Genomic DNA, 18,203 nt, shown 5'->3' with positions numbered 1-18,203 from the left:
ATGCCGCAAGTGCCGCTCAACCTCTATCTCGAGCTGTCCGCGGTGCTGTTCGTCATCGGCGCCCTCGGCTTTTTGCTGCGCCGCAATCCGATCACCATGCTCATGTCGATCGAGCTGATGTGGAACGCCGGCAACCTGGCGTTCATAGCGTTCGCGCGCAACTTCGGCGACATGAGCGGGCAGGTGTTCGCGTTCTTGGTGATCACGGTCGCGGCGGCAGAAGCAGCCATCGCGCTGGCCATCGTCGTGATGGTCTTCCGGCGCCGCGAGAACGCCGACGTCGACGACATCTCGGTGATGAGAGGCTGATGGCGGACTTCTTCTTGTCGGCCGCGCCGCTCATACTGTTCTTCCCGCTTATCGGCGCGGCGACGATCGCGATCTTCGGGCAGTACGTCCATCGCTCGGCGTCGGGCATCATCGGCTGCGTCTCGCTCGGCCTATCGTTCCTCTTGACGGTCGGCCTGGCCGCCGTCATCTTGCCGCTGCCGGTCGGGCAGCAGATCCTCTACAGCCACAGCCACTTCATCGGCTATTGGGCGCACCTGCCGCCGGACCTGATCATCTCGTTCCGGCTGCTGGTCGACCCGCTCGCACTGCTGTGGATGCTCATCATCACGGGCGTCGGCCTGTTGATCCACATCTACTCGGTCGGCTATATGACCGAGGACAAGAACTATCGCACGTTCTTCTCCTACATGAACCTGTTCGTCTTCACGATGCTGCTGCTGGTGATGGCCGACAACTTCTTGTGGCTGCTCATCGGCTGGGGCGGCGTCGGCTTGGCGTCGTACCTGCTCATCGGCTTCTACTACGACCGGCCGGTCGCGGTGCTCGCCGCGCGCAAAGCGCTGATCATGAACGTCATCGGCGACGTCGGCATCATGATCGCGATCTTCCTCATGTACGCGCACTTCGGCAACATCACGTATGAAGGCGTCTTCAGCCACGTGGGCACCGTCGGCGCACCGGCGCTGACCTGGATCGGCATTTGGCTGTTCGTCGGCGCGGTCGCCAAGTCGGCGCAGCTGCCGCTGCAGACCTGGCTGCCCGACGCGATGGAGGGTCCCACGCCGGTCAGCGCGCTCATCCACGCCGCGACCATGGTCACCGCCGGCGTGTACCTCGTCGCGCGCGCGCATCCGATCTACGACAGCGCGCCGGTCGCAGCGGAGATCGTCGCGGTGGTTGGCGGCGTCACGGCGCTGTTCGCGGCGACGATCGGCTGCGTGCAATACGACATCAAGCGCGTGCTGGCGTACTCGACCATGAGCCAGATCGGCTACATGATCTTGGCGGTCGGCGTAGGCGCGTACGCGGCCGGCGCGTCGCACTTCATGACGCACGCGTTTTTCAAGGCGCTGCTCTTCCTGTCGGCCGGCCTGGTGATCCACGCGCTCGGCGGCGAGCAGGACATCCGTAAGATGGGCGGGCTGGCCGCGAAGCTGCCGTTCGCGTTCTGGACGTTCGCCGTCGGCGCGGTCGCCATCGCCGGCATCTTCCCGTTCTCGGGTTTCTTCTCCAAGGACGCCGTGCTCGATGCGACGCTGACCTCGCACCATCCGTATCTGTTCGCGTGCGGCGTGGCCGCGGCGGGCTTGACCGCTTTCTACATGGCGCGGCTGGTCTTCTTGACGTTCTTCACCGGCGCGTACCGCGGCGAGCACGAAGTGCACGCGGAGGCGGCGCGCACGATGACCATACCGGTGGCCTTGCTCGCCGTGCTCTCGCTCGTCGGCGGGGCGCTCATACTGCCGCGCCATGACGAGCTGGCGATCATGCTGCGCAGCACGTTCGTCGACGCGCGGCTGCCGCAGAACGGCAACGAGTTCGATCTCGGGCTCTCGTTCGGCGTGCTCTTGATCGCGCTTGCGGGCATCGCGCTCGCCTGGCTCGCCTATGAATGGCGGCCGGCCATCGCCGCGGCGGCGAAGCGGACGTTCTCAGGCGTTCACGCGTTGCTCACCAACGCGTACTACTTCGACGTCATCTACCACTGGCTGTTCGAGCGGCCGACCTACGCGCTCGCGAACGCGCTCTTGCGCATATTCGAGACCGACGCGGTCGACGCGCTGCCGGCGTTCGCGGTGCGGCTGGGATCGTCGTTGGGAGGTCTGTCCACCCGCTGGGAGACCGGCTATTTGCGCCGCTATGGCTTGACGTTCGTCATCGGCGCCGCGCTGCTGCTCTTCATCTACATGCTCTTGGCGCACGGGTCAAGCGCGGGGGCCCTGCCATGATCAGCGCCATGGTCTTCTTCCCGTTGCTGTTCGCGCTGGTGCTGTTGTGCGTGCCGCGCGACAACGGCCCGCTGCTCAAGGGCGTGGCATTGGCCGGCGCACTCGGCACCTTCGCCATCTCGCTCGTGCTGCTGCCGCTCGCACCCGGCGGCGTGGTGCAGGACTCGCTGAATTGGATCAACGGCGCCGTCGGCGCCGCATATCACGTGCGCGTGGACGGCATCAGCCTGTGGTTCGTGCTGCTGACGACCTTCGTCACTGTGCCGGCCGTGTGGGCGGCGTTCGCATATCGCGATGCCGCGCGGCTGCGCGGCTATCTCTCGCTGCTGCTGCTGTTCGAATGGACGCTGCTGGGCTTGTTCACCGCCGACGACCTGCTGCTGTTCTACATCTACTGGGACCTGATGCTCATCCCGGTGTTCCTCGCGCTGGTCGGGTTCGCGGGCACGCCCCAGGCCCGGCGCGCGGCCTGGACCTATCTCATCTACAATCTTGCCGGCGGCCTCGTGCTGCTGGCCGGCGTCATCGGCTTGGTGCTGCAGACGCACACCTTCGAGGTGCTCGGCCACGGCTATCATCTCTCGCCCGAGTTGGCGCGCTGGCTGTTCGCCGCCTTCGCGCTGGCCTTCTTGATCAAGACGCCCGTCTTCCCGCTGCACGCCTGGATGCCGCCGACCTATACCCAATCGCCCCCGTCGCTCGTCGCGATGGTGTCGGGCGTGCAGAGCAAAGCGGGCCTGTATGCGTTCATCGTTTTCGCGATGCCGCTGTTCCCGGAGGCGGCGCACTACTTCGCCCCCGCGATGCTGGTCATCGCGGTATGCAGCATCCTCTACGGCGCGCTGCTCGCGATCGCGGAGACCAACGCGAAGACGCTGGTCGCATACTCATCGCTGTCGCACCTCGGATTTGTGCTGCTGGCGCTGTTCGCGTTCAACTTCACGTCGCTGCCGGCCAGTATCCTGATGATCGTCAGCCACGGCATCATCGCCGCGGCGCTATTCACGCTGCTCGGATTCATCGAGGACCGCGTCGGCACGAACGATCTCGGTGCGTACGGCGGCTTGGCCGCCGGCGCTCCGCGGCTGGCGGTGTTCATGCTGATCGCGGCGATGGCGGCGCTAGGCCTTCCAGGGCTGTCGGGCTTTGCGGGTGAGTTCTTGATCCTGATCGGCGCGTGGCAGACGCAGCCGGTGTATACGTCGCTGGCGCTCATCGCCGTCGTGCTAGCCGCAGTCTACGCCCTGCGCCTATTCCAAGGCGCGATGCACGGCCCGTTGCGCGAGCCCGCCGGCGTCGGGCCGATCGCCGATCTTCGGCCGCGCGAGTTCTGGCTTGTCGTGCCGCTGCTGGCCGCGATCTTCTTCCTCGGCATCTGGCCCGCGTGGCTCAACGATCGCATCCCGCTGCCGTCGCAAGCGGCAAGTTCACACGCCGCAACGGTCGAGCGCTCATGACGTTCCAAGGCGTCAACTTCGACTTCGCCATCCTCGGCCCGATCCTGGCGCTGGTGGTCGCGGGCCTGCTCGTGCTGCTGGTCGATCTGGTCACGCGCAGCGTCGCGCGCGGCGTGCTCTACGGCATCGGTTTTGCCGGCTGTGCGGCGGCGTTCGCCTGCATGATCCCGCTGTACGGCCGCAGCGTGACGACGGTGAACGGCGCGTTCGCGACCGATCGCTTTTCGTGGGGTTTTTCGGCGATCCTCATCGGCACGCTGGCGGTCACGCTGTTGCTGTCGTCGCTGCGCAACGCCGACGATGGCGGCAGCCCCGGATCGTACGCGGCGCTGCTCATCTTCTGCACGATCGGCGGCTTGATCATGGCGGGCGCCACCACGCTGATCGGCATCTTCTTGGGACTCGAAGAGCTGTCGCTCGCGCTCTACGTGCTGGCCGGCAGCGGCTACCCGCGCCCGGCCTCAGAGGAGGCCGCGCTCAAGTACGTCTTGCTCGGGTCGCTCGCGTCGGGCTTCCTCATCTACGGTTCGGCGCTGCTGTACGGATCCGCGGGCAGCGTCTCGATCGCCGCGCTCGCGGCCTCCGCAGCGAGCCTGACGCCGTTGTTCCTCACCGGTTTCGCGCTGCTGCTCGTCGGGCTGGCCTTCAAGCTTGCGCTGTCGCCGTTCCATCTGTGGACGCCCGACGTCTACGAGGGCTCGCCCATCGCGATCACCGCATTCATGACGGTGGCCGTCAAGGCCGCCACGTTCGCCGTGCTCGCGCGCTTCGTCTATACCGCGTTCGGACACGACAGCGTCGCGCTCGTGCCGTTGTGGATATTGGCGATCGCGTCGATGCTCGTCGGCAGCTTCGGTGCGCTGCGCCAGCGCAACCTCAAGCGGCTGCTGGCCTACTCGAGCATCTCGCAAGCCGGCTTCATGGTCGTGGCGCTCGCGGGCGTGGGCGAGTACGGCCTCTCGTCGCTGTTGTTCTATCTCGTCGCCTACGCGCTCATGAACCTCGGCGCGTTCGCGGTCATCGCGATGTTGGGCGACGGCGATGAGGCCTACGCCGACATCGACGCCTATCGCGCGCTGTTCTATCGCCGCCCATGGGTCGCCGTCGCGTTCACGTTGTTCTTGTTCTCGCTTGCCGGCATTCCGGGCACCGCCGGCTTCTTCGGAAAGGTGCTGCTGCTCGAACAAGGCTTCGGCGCCGGTCCATGGGGCGTGGCGCTGGGCTGCGCGCTCATCGCCGGCTCGATCGTGTCGATCTACGCCTATTTCAAGGTGATCTGGCTGATGTTCGTGCCGCAAGAGGGCGAACAGCCCGTCACCGCCGGCAACTCGCCGCTTTCGTGGATCCCCATCGGACTGGGCGTCGCGGGCGTCATCGCGCTCGGCGTCATTCCGCAGCTCTTCGTCTCGCTCGTCTCCGCCGCGCCCTAGGGCGGGCCCGCCGTCGAGACCGTCAGCCCGTCGGGCCGCAGATACTTGCGCGCCGCGTCCTGGATCTGCGCCGGCGTGATCGCGCCATAGATCTGCGGCAGGCGCGCCGAGTAGTCCAGGCCCAGTCCGAGCAGCTCCTCGCGCAACAGCTCGTCCGCAAGTCCTTGATCGCTGACCTCACCGGTGATGACGGCGTCCGCCGCGAGGCGGCGGAATTGCGCGAGTTCATCCTCGCTCAGCGGTTCGTTCTGCAGCGCGCGCATCTGTACGATCGCCTCCGCGATCGCTTTGTCCACGTCGCGCGGGTCGGCGCCGAAGCTCATGCTCCACGGACCACCGCCGGCCGGACTGTCCGAGAAGCGCGAGCCGATGTCGTACACGTAGCCGTCGACGTCGCGCACTTGATGCAAGAGCTTGGAGACGAACGACCCGCCGCCAAGGACGAAATTCATGAGCTGGGCGGCCGCCAGATCGGGCGCGTTCCGCGCGATGCCCGGCGCTCCCGCGTTGACCTCCACCTGTGACGTGCCGTTGACGATCGTGTTCACGCGCCGCAGTGCCGCCGGCGCCGTCGCTCCAGGCAGCTGCAGGTCGGTCGCCACGACGCGCTGCCACGACCCGAAGAGCCGCTCGACCTGCGCGCGCACGGAGGCGGTGTCGACGTCGCCCGCCACGACGATGACGGTGACGTTCGGCCCGTAGTGCGCGCGGTACGCGTTTTGCACGTCGGACCGCCGCACGGCTGCGAGCCCCTGCGGCGTCCCCGTGCTTGGGCGTGACCAGGGATTGGACGGCGGATACAGCTCGCGATACAAGCGGTCGCGCGCGACGATCGCCGGGTCGTCGCGCGCACTGCGCCGATCGTCGATCAGCTGCGCCTTGGCGTCGGAGAAATCTTGCGGATCGAATCTGGGATGCTGCAGGACGTCGGCCATCAGCTCCATGGTCGCAGGTTCGTCCGACGCCAGGGTCTGAGCCGACAGCCCGGCGCCCGCGAGCGTCATCGAGGTGCTGACCGTTTCACCGAGCGCATCGAACGCGTCTTGCAGCTGGTCGTAGCTCTTGCGCGTCGTGCCGCGCAGCAGCATCTCTTGCGTCAGCGCTGCGAGGCCGCTGTGCGATGGCGGATCGAACGCGCTGCCGGCCTGCGTGAAGGTCTCGATGACGGCGCTCGGGTTGACGTGGTTCTCCGCGACGATGAGCGTGAGCCCGTTGGGCAGCACGAAGCGCGCGGGCGATCGCGTCTGCGGTGCGGTCTGGTCCTCGGCGACGTAGCCATCGAACGCGCCTGCAGCGGTCTGCGAACGGTGCGGCCAGCGCCTTGCAAATGTTTCACGCCCGTGCGGCGGCGCCCACGACGCGTGCGGCGAACGCGCAGTGTACGTGCCGATCGTGACGTTGTCCGGCGTGAGGTAGGCGCGCGCGGCCTGCTCGACCTGCGCTGCGGTCACGGCCTCCGTCCGTGCGACGAAGCGCCCGTCGTTGCGCCAATCGCCGGTCCACGCCTGCCAGCGCGCCAGCCATTGCGCGAGCGCTTCGACGCCGTCGTGCTCGAAGACGTACGATGCGACCACTTGCTTTTTCGCCCGGCGCAGCTCGGCGTCGCCGACCGGGTGCTGCGCGAGCTTGCGCAGTTCGCGCTCGATGACGGCGCGCGCGTCGTCGGGCCCTACGCCCTGCACCAGCGTCGCCGTAATGGTGTAAAGGTATGGATCGTACGCCTGGTTCGGTTCGGTCACGAGGTCGGTGGCGTATCCGTCATCGACCAGCGACTGATACAATCGCGACGATTGTCCCCCGGCGAGCACGGCGTCGAGCACCTGCAGGACGTAGCTCTCGTCGCTGTAGGTCCCCGGCACGTGATAGGCCATCTCGAGCCGGTCCGAGGAACCGACCCCGACGACATTGACGCGCCGCACGCCGTGCTGCGCCGGCTCGACGATCCGCTCCAACTGCGCGACCGGCCGCTGCGCGACGCCGTCAAAGTACGAGTGCACGAGCGCGAGCGCGGCATCCGGATCGACGTCGCCGGCGATGACGAGCACCGCGTTCTGCGGCGCGTAATGGCGCACGTAGAAATCGTACACGAGGTCGCGGTGCGCGGCGAACGAAGCGACGACGTCTTTCCAACCGATCGTCGGCCAATGATACTGATGCGCTTGCATCGCCGCCGCTTCCACTTGTTCGTCGAGCAGCTCCGACGGGTTGTTGTCGGCGTTCTCGAGCTCGGCCAGCACGACGACGTTCTCCGCCGCCAGCTGCTTGGGATCGAACGCGGCGTTGACCATGCGGTCGGCCTCGACCTCGAGCGCGCTCGCCAGCTCGTCCTTGTGGAACGACTCGTAGTAGTAGGTCGAGTCTTGATCCGTGTTCGCGTTGTTGTCGTAGAAGCGCCGGTCGATGTCGCCCGGCTTGAGCAGATCGGTCGTGCCTTTGAACATCATGTGCTCGACTTGATGCGCGACGCCGGTGGTCCACGGCGTCTCGTCGCGCGATCCGGCTTTGTACAGCACGCCCACGGTGACGACCGGCGCGGCGTGGATCGGCGCCACGACGACGGTCAATCCGTCCGCCAGTGTCGTCGTCACCGCATTGATATCGGCGCGCGCCCACGACGGCGATGTCGCGACGAGTAGCGCAGCGCAGACGGCGAGCAAGCGGACGGGCATGGAGCTCTTTTTCAAAGGAAAGCCCGGCGAATCATTGGAACAGCCGGACCGTCCGCCGTAGACGAGTCGCACGGTCCTATGGGTCTGGCCGGGTGGTTGCATTGAAGAGTCATTTCACGAGCGGCATTTTGACGTTGCTGCGCCGCAGCGGCCCGATCGCCGCGATGCTGCTCGCGTCGGCGCTCGCGCCTGCCCTGGCCGCTCCGCCGCCGGTCGGCATCGTGACGCCCAACGCGAGCGTCGCGCTCGCCGGCCAGCCGATCTCCATCACCGTCAACGTCCAAGGCCCCGGCCCCATCAACCAGCCGACCATCCTGGATTTCGGCGACGGCTCTCCGCCGCTGGCCCTGAACCCGCCATATCCCAAAGTGGCCAGCCACGCCTACGCGAACCCGGGCACGTATCAGCTCAAGCTGACGATCATCGGTTTTGTGAACCCGATCGGCACCGCCACCGTGACGATCCTCAATCCGGCCAGCTTCTCGCTGACGGCCACGCCGACGAGCGTCATCGCGGGCCAAGCGGTCAACTTCACGGCAGTCACCGGCGCATCCATCCCCGGCGCGTTCGTCGATTTCGGCGACGGCACATCGGCGCCGGCGCCCGCTCCGTACAACCAGCTCGTCCACCGCTATCAAACGCCCGCGTTCTACACCGCGCGGCTGGGCATCGTCGGCCAGGGCGTGAGCTTCGCGCAGACGCAGGTGTCGGTCAGCGCAAACTCGGTCAACGTGCCGGTCGGCCAAATCTACTCGTCCTTCTTGGTCGGTTCGCCGGTGCTCGCAGGCGCTGACACGGCCATCGCACTGACCTATCGGATCTTCACTCCCTTTGTCATCGGATCGAGCGGGGTGAGCCCGCTGCAGGCGATCGTCGAGCTCACCGACAGCAAGGGCGACGTCATCCAGCGCAGCGACCCGTACGCCCTGCCTTTCACGCAGCAAAACGTCAACGCGCCGCAGACGGTGATGATCCCGTACACCGTTCCTGCGGACGCCGGCGGAGACTACCTCATCCGCGTCTACGTGCGCGTGAATACCGGCGGCACGGTCGCGGTCGCGCGCGCGCAACCGCTGCAGATCATCGGTGGGCCGGATCCGGCCCCGAAGATCACCAATGGTTTTCATGCCAGCGGCGCCGTGTTGAGCAGTTCTGGCACCAACCGCGGCGGGTATGGGGTAAATATGGGCTTGACCACCGCGCTGCAATGGTCGACCGAAGAGCTGCTGCTCACCGGAACGTTCGACCCGGTCTCCAAGAAGATCGATCCTGTGGTCACCTTCGAGTCGGCGACGCCCGCGCCCGTCACGGCGCCGGCTGCGACCTCGGCGCCGGACGCCACGACGTCGCAGGTCGACAGCGGGCACGTGCCCGCGCCGCCGACGAATGGGTCGCCATCCGCGCAGAGCACGCCGTCCGCGCCCTCGCCGGAGCCGGGCAATCAGAAAACGCCGGAGCCGGCCGCGTCGGTACCGCCCAGCCTTCCGACTCCGACGCCGTCGGCGACGCAACCGCCCAAGGCCCAAGAAGCAGACAGCGCCGCCGGCGGTTTTACGAATTCCGCTGCTCCGGCGAGCCCCGTTCCGGCGCCGAGCAGTGCGCCGCCGACCGGGCCGAGCAACTCGACCGGTTCAGCCGCAGAGCAAGCCGGTCCCGCGGTCACGCCAGCGCCTGCCCCGGCGCCCGCTCCAGCGTCGGCACCGGGTGCGGTTGCGCCCGCGTCGCCGACGTTGACCTACAAGGACGTCGTCGGCCGCACCGATGCGGCCATGCCGGCGGTGATCGGCAGCAAGGAGACGTTGCGCGGCATCGACGCCTCGTACGCGCTGCAGTCCGGCTGGACGTTCCACGGCGGCGGCGGTTACTTCCAGCTCCCCAGCAACACCACGACCGAGCGCACGGGCGAGCTGCTCGACGTGATCAGGGCATGGGACTCGGGCGCCGACTCGTTCAGGGTGGCGTTCTCGCGCAATCAGGACGACGTCAACAAGTTCGTGCAGACCGGCACGACCGGGCCGCTGGACGTCACCGCGGGCGTCTTCGAATACGCGCAGCAGCTGACGCCGCATATCAGGGCGCTGCTCACAGGCGGACGCTCGAACACGCAACCCGAGACCGATGGCATGCCCGCCTACGACGACACCGTCGATCAGGCCGACGTCGTGTATAACGTCGGCGCGACGACGTTCGACATGCAGTATCACAATGCGGGCCCGCAGTTCGGCACGTTGAGCGGCGCGTCGGCGCTGTCCGATCGCGCGGGCGGCGGCGCCACGCTCAATCTCACGACTTCGCCGATCTCCACGCTCGCGCTCGTGTACAACAACGACCTGGTCCGATCGGTCTTCTCGCGCACGACCAACACGAACGCGACGTTCAATATCGTTCCGCCCAAGTGGCCGGGTGTCACGGTCGGACTGGAGCGCGACACCGCCCTTGCCCCGGGTTCCGACGCGCTCACCAAGACGCTGAACTTCGGCATATCGAAGACCGGCGTCTCCAGCGTCACGATCTCGGGCATCTTGGCGGCCGTCAGCGATTCGCTCGCGCCCGAGGCCTACTCGACGACGCGCACCGGCGTGGTCACGTACCAGTACGCCAACGGAGCGCACACGTTCGGCGCGGGTCTCAACGCGACCGACACGACGAGCGCAGCTTCGACCGGCACGGTGACCGAGTCGCTCAACTATGGATTTTCGTTCGGAGGGCACGCGCCGCCGAATCCGAACGGCCTGCCGCTACCGCCATCGCGCAGTTTCGAGACCAAGTTCGTGCTCAGCAACGTCAACCTGCGCGCGCTCACCAGCGGCGGGCACACGGCGACGCTCACCGGCCTGCTTTCATGGCATGTCACCCCGCAGCTCGCGCCCGGTGTCGAATTCAACTATCAACGTCATTACGACAACGATCCGATACTCGACTCCGAAACGTCGTTCGCGCGTTTCCGGCTCGACGTCAATATCTAGGCGCACCGCCGCGGCGGCGCGGTTGGTTGCGGTGCTCGCCGCCGCAAGCGTGCTTGGCGTCGCTTGCGCGCATGGCGCACCGCGAAGCATAACGTCGCCGCTGCCGCTCGTGACCGGTGCGTATCCGCAATACGGCCATGCGCCGGACTTCTCGTGGGTCGCCGGCAAGCTCGCGCCGCGGCCCGACGGCTGCGTCTATCTCGAATTCGATCCGCACCATGCGCCGCCATGGGATGGCCGCATCGCGTTGATCGCTCCGCCGGAATTGCTCGCGCGGTTTCCGAGCGGCGATATGGTGGTGGCGCGCGGCAGCCTAAGCGGCGCGCCGCGCGGCGAATGTGCCGGCGCGGCGCTGGATGTCACGGGAATCGGCGAGCACTAGCGGCGCGCGGCCGCATTGCCGGTCAGGTCGAGGTGTGGTGGCGGTGGTGTCTGCCGCTCGGCGTCGCGGTCTCGACAGGCGTCGGCGTCGCAGCAGGCATCGCGTTGGGCTGCGACCCCATGTGCGTGTGTCGCGCGCCGGCCGGGTGATCGCCCTGCGCCACGGCGTCGGCACGGCACATGTACATCCCGTTCTTGCTCTTGCCGTACCACGGATCGCCGGGATCATGGAATGCCTTGGTGTGCATATTCACCCACACGATGTCCGAACTCGCGCACTTCAGCCCTGCAGGGATCTTGGCGGCCACCGCGAGCGGCAATGCATTTTGCTCGCCTTGGATGACGCTGGTCGGCGTCGGAGCCGCAGTGCTCGACGTATTGCTGTTCGACGAGCCGCCCCCGCCGCAGCCGGCCAATACCGCCGCCGCTGCGATCGATGCGACCAAGGTCACGGGCTTCCAGTGCTGCATATCCGGTTCTCCTCATGTCCCGAAGCGCAACCGTGCGAGGGCGCACGCTTGCTTACGCCGAAGATACTAGTGTAACCGACACTTTCCCCTGCGAGTAGCGTTACCCTCGGAGGTCGGGACCCCTATATTGAAACGATCCATCGGCGTCTTCGCCGCGTGTGTTTTCTTCGCTGCCGGCAGCGGCGCGTTGGCGGATGAGACGTCGCTGACGGGCGGCAACACCGCCGCGGCACCGGTCAACGAGCAGGCCGCCATCCACCGCGTCGGCGATGCATTCGACTACACCGTGCGCGGCAGCATGACGCAGGCCATCCTCGCAAACGATGCTGTCGGCAAACTCATCGACCAGCCGGGCATGCCCACCGCCCTCGACGGGCGCGAGCACATCTCGATCAAACAGATCTCCGAGCAAGGGATCACGCTGCATCGCTCGGGCCTCATCGTCGCCGTCGTGTCCAATCGTTCGGAGAAGAGCTCGGGCAAAGGCTGGACGCTGGTGCGCGACGACGGCTCGATCGCCAAAGACACCGGCAACCTCGGCGGCGTCTTCTTGCTGCCGCTGCCGTTCTTGGGCGAGCGGTCGGTCAACGCCGGCTCGGATCTTGCGGTCGGCGCCACGTGGTCGGACAAGCTGGGCACCAAGATGTACGGTATGACGGCGCGGCCGGCGATGGACTTCGAGATCACGGGGCAGCGGCTGCTCCTCGGGATCAGCGTCTACGAGCTTGAAGCGACCGGCACCGCACCGATGAAAGAACCGGTCGTCTCCAACACGGGTGAGGCGCTCGGGTACGCGACCGGTACGGCGCACATCACGGTCCAAGGCGAATACGACCCGATCAACCATCGCATGATCTCGATGGAGGTCGACCTCACCGACACGTTGCGCATCTCCGGCCCCGGCAAGCATAAGGGGACGGTCGACGATCACCAGCACTACGTCGTCGAGCTCGATCCGTCATCGCTCGCCGTCGGTTCCGGGCAGGCGGACGCGACGACTCCGACCGTCGAGGCGCCCCTCACCCACTAGGCTCTACGGTTTCGGCGCCTGCTTGGCCGCGAGCGCTTGCTTGCGCGCCTCTGAATGGCTGTAGCCGTAGACCGCGTAGAACACCAAGCCGACCAGCAGCCAGACGCCGAAGCGCGCCCAGACGATCCAGTCGGTGCCGTAGAAGATCAGGACGAGCGATAGGATCACGCCGATCGCCGGAAACACCGGCACGAACGGCGCGACGAAGCGCCTCGGGCGGTCGGGCTGCGTGTAGCGCAAGATGATCACGCCGATGCACACGCAGATGAATGCCGTCAGCGTTCCGATGTTCACGAAATCGAGCAAGGTGTTCAGGTCGAACATCGCCGCCAGCACGCCGACGACGACGCTCATGATCATGGTCATCAGCGCGGGCGTGCGGAACACCGGGTGGATCTTTGCGACCCCCTTGGGCAGCAGCCCGTCGCGCGCCATCACATAGAAGATGCGCGCCTGGCCGATGAACGCCGTGAGGATGATCGACACCGCGCCGATGATGGCGCCGTACTCCAACACCCAGGCATAGCGTCCCAGACCCACCGACACCCACGCGCTCGAAAGCGGCGTGTTCTCGCTCACCGCCGAGGCCGGCACCATGCCGGTCAGCGCCATCGCGACCGCGACATAGAATAGCGCTCCCAGGCCGAGCGATCCGAGGATCGCCAGCGGCATGTCGCGCTGCGGATCCTTGGCTTCTTCCGCGGTCGTGGTGATCGCGTCGAAGCCGATGAACGCGAAGAACACGATGAACGCGGCGCCGAGGATGCCGTGCACCCCGTGCGGAGCGAACGGGTGCATGTTGGCCGGATGGAAGAACGGGATCGCGGCGAGCACGAACAGCACCAGCACGCCCATCTTCAGCACGACGAGCACCGAGTTGGTGCCCGCCGACTCGCGGATGCCGACCGCCACCAGCGCGCCGACCGCCACGCACGACAAGAACGCGAAGACGTCGAAGAACGTGTGCTGGGACGGCGAATAGAACGCGGTCGCCCAGAGCGGCAGATGGACGTTGTAGCCGGCCAAGAACTGCTGCAGGTTGCCGGACAGGATGTTCGCGTCCGGCGCAGCCGACAGCGCATATTCAAGGATCAGGTTCCAACCGATGATCCATGCGACGATCTCGCCCAGCGTCGCATAGGTATACGTGTACGCGCTGCCCGCGACGGGCACCATCGACGCGATTTCGGCGTACGCGAAGGCGGCGAACATGCACGCCAGGCCGGCCAAGAGGAACGCGATGACGACCGATGGCCCCGCAAAGGAGTGCACGCCGGGACCGATCGACGCGAAGATGCCGCCACCCACCATGCTCCCCAGCCCGAATGCGATGAGCGCCCACGGGCCGAGCGCGCGCCGCAGCCGCGGCCCCTCGATCTCCTCGGTCTCTTTGTTGAGCGCGTCGATCGAACGGGTGACGAACAGGCCCATCACGTGCTCCCTTTGCGCGGCGCGTCCGGATCTTCCGGCGCGCCGAGCGAGAGCCGCATCAGCGCCTTGGCGATGCGGCGCAGGTCGGATGCGGCGATGCGCTTCGGGGGCGGCGAGCCCGCTTCGAGCGCGCTGACGCGCCGCTCGAGATCCACGAGATGCTCGCCCAGCGCAGCGACGAGGTCTGCCAGCCGGTCGCGCGCGTCAGGCATTCGCGTCCTTAGCCGACAGGATCGGCTCGCCGGTCAGCGGCCAACGGATGCCGACCAGCGGGTCCTTCCAGCTGAGCACGCGTTCGTGCGCCGGGTCGAAGTGCGCGGTCATCTTGTAATGCACCACGCTGTCGTCGAGCGCCAAGAAACCGTGCGCGAAGCCGCGCGGCACGTAGAGCTGGTGATGGTTGGTCGCGCTCAGTTCGAAGCCTTGCCAGCGCCGAAAGGTCGGCGACTCCTCGCGCACGTCCACGATGACGTCGAAGATGCGGCCGGCCAGGCATTGGACGAGCTTGGCCATGCGCATGTCGTAGTGCATCCCGCGCAGCACGTGGCGGCGCGATTGCGACACGCTGTCCTGGAGCCACTCGTCGCGCATGCCGAGCGCAGCGTATTTGTCGCGGGCATAGGTCTCTTTGAAGAAGCCCCGATCGTCTTTGAAGACGTCGGGGACGAAGATGCGGGCCTCCGGAAAGTCCGTCTCGATGACCTGTATCATGCATTTCCGAGCGAGCGCGAAGCCGGGGACGCGTCTGTAAACCGCGCCCGTCCCGATGCGAGGTCGCTTCCCCCGGCGTCCCGCAGCATCCTCCGCGTTCTTAACCGGACGATAAGGCGCTTTGCGTATGCTGTGCTCATCAGGAGGCGCTGTGACGCATCATCATTTGTTCGCGCGTGCGCTCGCCATACTCGGCGCTCTCGGGCTGAGCCTCGCGCCGGCCATCGCATTGCCCGCGCAGGGCGGACCTGCGCCGCTGCCAGCCACGAATGCGGCGCGCTTGGCGCTCCTGCGCCAGAAGATCCGTTACGTCTTCGTCATCTATCAAGAGAACCGTTCGTTCGATTCGTATTTTGGCACGTTCCCAGGCGCCGACGGCTTCTACTCGGGACTGCCGCGCGAGATCCCCGGCTTCTCGCAGCCGCTGGTCAATACCGATGGAACGACGTCACAGATCTCGCCCTTCCGCATCGGACCGGCCGAATACGCCGCGGATACCGATGACGTCGACCATTCGCACGCGCGCACGATCGCGAAGATGGATATCGTCGACGGCGTGCCGCGCATGGACCGCTTCGCGTTGACCGAAGAGCTCAAATACACGCCCTCGGGAAACCCGACGCTGCAAGCCAAGCAGTTCGGCGAGCTCGCCATGGCGTACGAGGATTGCGACACGGTTCCGTTCTTGTGGCAGTACGCCAAGCGCTTCGCGCTCTACGATCACATCTTCGAATCGATCAGCGGGCCGTCGACGCCGGGCAACCTCGTGATCATCGCGGGCCAGGCCGGCATCACGCAGTGGCTGCAGCATCCGGAAGAGGGCTTCACCGCCGACGGCAACACCGGTCCGGGCGTGCCGGTTGTCAACGACGCCGACCCGTTCTGGGGATCGCCGTCCGACCATAGCGCGAATCCGATGCCGGTCAACCCCAAGGACTTCCCGGGTTATGAGACCCAGTACAACCTCACGTTTGCCGGCTTGCCGATCACGCTCGCCGGCCGGTCCATCACGAGCGTCGCCGGCGCCGACACGAACGCGGCCGGTGACCTGCGCGATATCGGTGACGACATCACCATGCTCGGCCGGAGCGGCGTTGCGAGCTCGGTGCCGTGGGGCTGGTACGAGGAAGGCTACACGACCGAGCCGTCGGATGACGCCGCCGGTCCGACTGACGCGATGGGCAGGCACGCATCCTACATCACCCACCACAACGGTCCGCAATACTTCGGCTACGTCGCCAACAACAGCCACATGCGCGCGCGCCTTCATGGACTTGACGACTTCTTCGTCGCGCTGCAAAAAAAGTCGCTGCCGCGCGAGGGCGGCGTGTTCTACGTCAAGGGCGGCTATCGCAATATCATGGGGATGCACCCCGCGAATCCGGATCCGGCGGTGCAGAAGAGTTTCCTCGGCGACGACGACCACCCGGCGTATTCGGACGCGCAGATCAGCGAGGCGATGGTCGCCAAAATCGTCAATCTCATCGCGCGCAGCCCGTACTGGAAACAAAGCGCGATCATCATCACTTGGGACGACTCGGAAGGCGACTACGACCACGTGCGGCCGCCGATCCAATACGCGTTGCCCGGCGAAGCGTGGGTGAGCGAAGGTCCGCGCGTGCCGCTCATCTTGATCTCGCCCTACGCGCGCCGGGGCGGCATCGTGCACGAGTTCGGCGATCAGTCCTCGGTCGTCAAGCTGGTGGACGACGTCTTTGGACTCACGCCGCTTTCCTCACTGCCTGATGAGGCTCGAGCGCGTGCGCTCGGGCTGGCCCGCTATGGCCTGGACACGCTTGGCCCTGAGGATGATCCCGGCAACGCGATCACCGACCTGCTCACCGGATTCGACGACGGCCGGCTGTCAGGAAGGACGCCGGCGCTGCCCGCGTCGGATGCGGTGATCCCGGACGATACGGTCAATGCGCTGCCGCAGAACACCGGCTTCGGCTGCAAGGCGCTCGGCATCGTCCCCACCGACGACCAGATGGGTCTGCACAACCCGATTCCGGCCGACTTCAACCCTCGCCCGAAGACCAATCCGACCAAGAATCCTTGAAGTCGTGCGGCGCCCGAGACGGGCTAAGGAGCTTAGCGCTTACCGCTCTGGCGCTGCGCCATGCGCTGGTTGCGCTCTGCCATGACGCCCATGTGTGCTTTTTCCGCGTCGGAGAGGGGCGTGCTGATGATCAGCGCGCCCTTCACGCGTTCAGAGGCCTCGCGCGAGCTGCGATAGAGATACGAACCGAGGAGATAGATGACGACGGTTCCCGCAGCCGCCGGCCATCCGAGATAGCGGTATGCGAGATACGCGACGACGAGAACGACTATCCACTGCAACACGCGTTATGCTCCTGTCAGGGCGATTCTATGCCTCTAATGCCCTCATGCGGTTGGGACTAGTCAAGTGAGGGGTGATAGCTTCCACAGGTTGACAGCGGTCACATTTCGCTTTTCGTGAGAGGAAACCCGGATCATGTTTATCGCCCCCGTAGCTCCCCCGGCGCCGGTGCCCATCTACAGCGGTTTCGACTACGTCACGGTAGACGCGCAGCGCCGGCGCGTGTACGCCGCCCACGAAGGCAGCCAAGCACTGCTCATCGTCAATGCGGACAACGGGCAGGTGCTCGGCCAGGTCAGGGTCGGGCCGCTGCACGGCGTGGCAGTCGATCCTGCGACCGGCCACGTCTTCACCGGTAACGGTACCGACCGCTCGGTTTCGGAGGTCGATCCGGTGGCGATGAAGGTGCTCGACACGGCCGACGTGGATGGCGCTCCGGACGCGATCGCGTACGACCCGGTGCTGCACCGCGTGTACGCGCCTGAAGATGACGGCACGCGGATGTTCGTCGTCGACACGACGACGATGAAACAAACCGCCGTCCTGCCGATACCCGGTCATAAACCCGAGTATCTGGCGATCGACCCGAAGACGCACAAGATCTATCTGAACATCGACGATCTCAACCAGTTCGTCGTCATCGATCCCACCTCGCTCAAAGTAGTGCAGACGGTTTCCACGCCGGGCATCGAGCACAACCATCCGCTTCAGCTCGATGCCGGCCTTGGCCATCTCTACGTCTCCGGCCGCGGCGGCTTGATGCTGACCTACGACCTGAACGGCAAGCTGCTGTGGTCGACCAAGTACGACGGCTATTTCGACCAGTGCGACCTCGATCCGGTCAGACATGATTTGGCGTGCGGCGGCAACGGCGGCGTCACGATCTTCCACGACTCCGGCAGCGATGTCTCGGTGCTCGGCTTCCAGCCGATCGCGAAGGGCGTGCACACCGTCGGGATGGATTCGCAGACGGGCAACTTCTGGACGGTCTGGGCCGCGCCGAACGGCGACTTCGTCCAAGGCTTTAAGGTAGGGCCGTAGCCTCTCGCGCGAGCGGGTTCTCGCATCCGGCCTCCG

15 protein-coding genes are annotated in these 18,203 nt (G+C 66.2%); 9 read left to right on the top strand and 6 right to left on the bottom strand.

Annotated elements, in window-relative coordinates; genetic code table 11:
• From nuoK to VKF82_03635, 4 genes are read left to right on the top strand one after another with little or no spacing between them, the layout of a single operon-like run.
• Positions 1-309 (top strand): NADH-quinone oxidoreductase subunit NuoK, encoded by a 309-nt coding sequence (gene nuoK, locus VKF82_03650; protein ID HME81155.1) that lies wholly within the window; start codon positions 1-3, stop codon positions 307-309.
• Positions 309-2,240, top strand: coding sequence for an NADH-quinone oxidoreductase subunit L (gene nuoL / locus VKF82_03645; GenBank protein ID HME81154.1), 1,932 nt, complete (start codon positions 309-311; stop codon positions 2,238-2,240). Before nuoK ends, nuoL begins: the two co-directional genes overlap by 1 nt.
• Positions 2,237-3,697, top strand: a complete 1,461-nt coding sequence (locus VKF82_03640; GenBank protein ID HME81153.1) for an NADH-quinone oxidoreductase subunit M — start codon at positions 2,237-2,239, stop codon at positions 3,695-3,697. The genes nuoL and VKF82_03640 overlap by 4 nt, the downstream gene beginning before the upstream one ends.
• The gene (locus tag VKF82_03635) at positions 3,625-5,127 is read left to right on the top strand and encodes an NADH-quinone oxidoreductase subunit N (protein HME81152.1); all 1,503 of its coding nucleotides are present in this window, start codon (positions 3,625-3,627) and stop codon (positions 5,125-5,127) included. The genes VKF82_03640 and VKF82_03635 overlap by 73 nt, the downstream gene beginning before the upstream one ends.
• Here VKF82_03635 and VKF82_03630 read toward each other — a convergent pair.
• Positions 5,124-7,796, bottom strand: coding sequence for a pitrilysin family protein (locus tag VKF82_03630; protein HME81151.1), 2,673 nt, complete (start codon positions 7,794-7,796; stop codon positions 5,124-5,126). The two genes, VKF82_03635 and VKF82_03630, sit on opposite strands and share 4 nt — an antisense overlap.
• Before the next feature lie 101 nt (positions 7,797-7,897).
• Between VKF82_03630 and VKF82_03625 the strand changes: the two genes are divergently transcribed.
• Complete coding sequence (locus VKF82_03625; GenBank protein HME81150.1) at positions 7,898-10,762, top strand: hypothetical protein; 2,865 nt, start codon at positions 7,898-7,900, stop codon at positions 10,760-10,762.
• Between the two features lie 31 nt (positions 10,763-10,793).
• A complete protein-coding gene (locus VKF82_03620; protein ID HME81149.1) occupies positions 10,794-11,144 on the top strand; it encodes a hypothetical protein in 351 nt (116 codons plus the stop codon).
• Between the two features lie 22 nt (positions 11,145-11,166).
• Here VKF82_03620 and VKF82_03615 read toward each other — a convergent pair whose 3' ends face one another.
• Positions 11,167-11,613: a hypothetical protein gene (locus VKF82_03615; protein ID HME81148.1), complete on the bottom strand. Its 447-nt coding sequence runs from the start codon at positions 11,611-11,613 to the stop codon at positions 11,167-11,169.
• Between the two features lie 127 nt (positions 11,614-11,740).
• Here VKF82_03615 and VKF82_03610 point away from each other — a divergent pair, with 127 nt between their 5' ends.
• On the top strand, positions 11,741-12,643 hold the full coding sequence (locus VKF82_03610) for a hypothetical protein (protein HME81147.1): 903 nt from the start codon (positions 11,741-11,743) through the stop codon (positions 12,641-12,643).
• A 3-nt stretch (positions 12,644-12,646) separates the two neighbouring features.
• Here the strand turns inward: VKF82_03610 and VKF82_03605 are convergent, their stop codons facing one another.
• Genes VKF82_03605 through rfbC form a run of 3 tightly spaced genes read right to left on the bottom strand, consistent with a single transcriptional unit; the run spans position 12,647 to position 14,785 of the window.
• Positions 12,647-14,074: an amino acid permease gene (locus VKF82_03605; GenBank protein HME81146.1), complete on the bottom strand. Its 1,428-nt coding sequence runs from the start codon at positions 14,072-14,074 to the stop codon at positions 12,647-12,649.
• The gene (locus VKF82_03600) at positions 14,074-14,286 is read right to left on the bottom strand and encodes a hypothetical protein (protein HME81145.1); all 213 of its coding nucleotides are present in this window, start codon (positions 14,284-14,286) and stop codon (positions 14,074-14,076) included. The genes VKF82_03605 and VKF82_03600 overlap by 1 nt, the downstream gene beginning before the upstream one ends.
• The gene (gene rfbC, locus VKF82_03595; GenBank protein HME81144.1) at positions 14,279-14,785 is read right to left on the bottom strand and encodes a dTDP-4-dehydrorhamnose 3,5-epimerase; all 507 of its coding nucleotides are present in this window, start codon (positions 14,783-14,785) and stop codon (positions 14,279-14,281) included. The genes VKF82_03600 and rfbC overlap by 8 nt, the downstream gene beginning before the upstream one ends.
• Positions 14,786-14,936: 151 nt before the next feature.
• On the opposite strand from rfbC, the gene VKF82_03590 reads away from it, so the two are divergent.
• Complete coding sequence (locus VKF82_03590; protein ID HME81143.1) at positions 14,937-16,844, top strand: alkaline phosphatase family protein; 1,908 nt, start codon at positions 14,937-14,939, stop codon at positions 16,842-16,844.
• 32 nt (positions 16,845-16,876) lie between these two features.
• Here VKF82_03590 and VKF82_03585 read toward each other — a convergent pair whose 3' ends face one another.
• Complete coding sequence (locus VKF82_03585; GenBank protein ID HME81142.1) at positions 16,877-17,128, bottom strand: hypothetical protein; 252 nt, start codon at positions 17,126-17,128, stop codon at positions 16,877-16,879.
• A 133-nt stretch (positions 17,129-17,261) separates the two neighbouring features.
• On the opposite strand from VKF82_03585, the gene VKF82_03580 reads away from it, so the two are divergent.
• Positions 17,262-18,167, top strand: coding sequence for a YncE family protein (locus VKF82_03580; protein ID HME81141.1), 906 nt, complete (start codon positions 17,262-17,264; stop codon positions 18,165-18,167).
• Positions 18,168-18,203 lie beyond the last annotated feature (36 nt).

The organism is Candidatus Eremiobacteraceae bacterium, from assembly GCA_035314825.1.
Classification (GTDB): domain Bacteria; phylum Vulcanimicrobiota; class Vulcanimicrobiia; order Eremiobacterales; family Eremiobacteraceae; genus JAFAHD01.
This window is presented reverse-complemented; position numbering and strand designations above follow the sequence as displayed.

Bases quoted from the DNA above. Each gene is read 5' to 3' on its own strand.
- VKF82_03615 (HME81148.1), bottom strand. From the start codon at position 11,613: ATGCAGCACTGGAAGCCCGTGACCTTGGTCGCATCGATCGCAGCGGCG.
- VKF82_03630 (HME81151.1), bottom strand. From the start codon at position 7,796: ATGCCCGTCCGCTTGCTCGCCGTCTGCGCTGCGCTACTCGTCGCGACA.
- nuoK (HME81155.1), top strand. From the start codon at position 1: ATGCCGCAAGTGCCGCTCAACCTCTATCTCGAGCTGTCCGCGGTGCTG.
- VKF82_03600 (HME81145.1), bottom strand. From the start codon at position 14,286: ATGCCTGACGCGCGCGACCGGCTGGCAGACCTCGTCGCTGCGCTGGGC.
- nuoL (HME81154.1), top strand. From the start codon at position 309: ATGGCGGACTTCTTCTTGTCGGCCGCGCCGCTCATACTGTTCTTCCCG.
- VKF82_03580 (HME81141.1), top strand. From the start codon at position 17,262: ATGTTTATCGCCCCCGTAGCTCCCCCGGCGCCGGTGCCCATCTACAGC.
- rfbC (HME81144.1), bottom strand. From the start codon at position 14,785: ATGATACAGGTCATCGAGACGGACTTTCCGGAGGCCCGCATCTTCGTC.
- VKF82_03605 (HME81146.1), bottom strand. From the start codon at position 14,074: ATGGGCCTGTTCGTCACCCGTTCGATCGACGCGCTCAACAAAGAGACC.
- VKF82_03640 (HME81153.1), top strand. From the start codon at position 2,237: ATGATCAGCGCCATGGTCTTCTTCCCGTTGCTGTTCGCGCTGGTGCTG.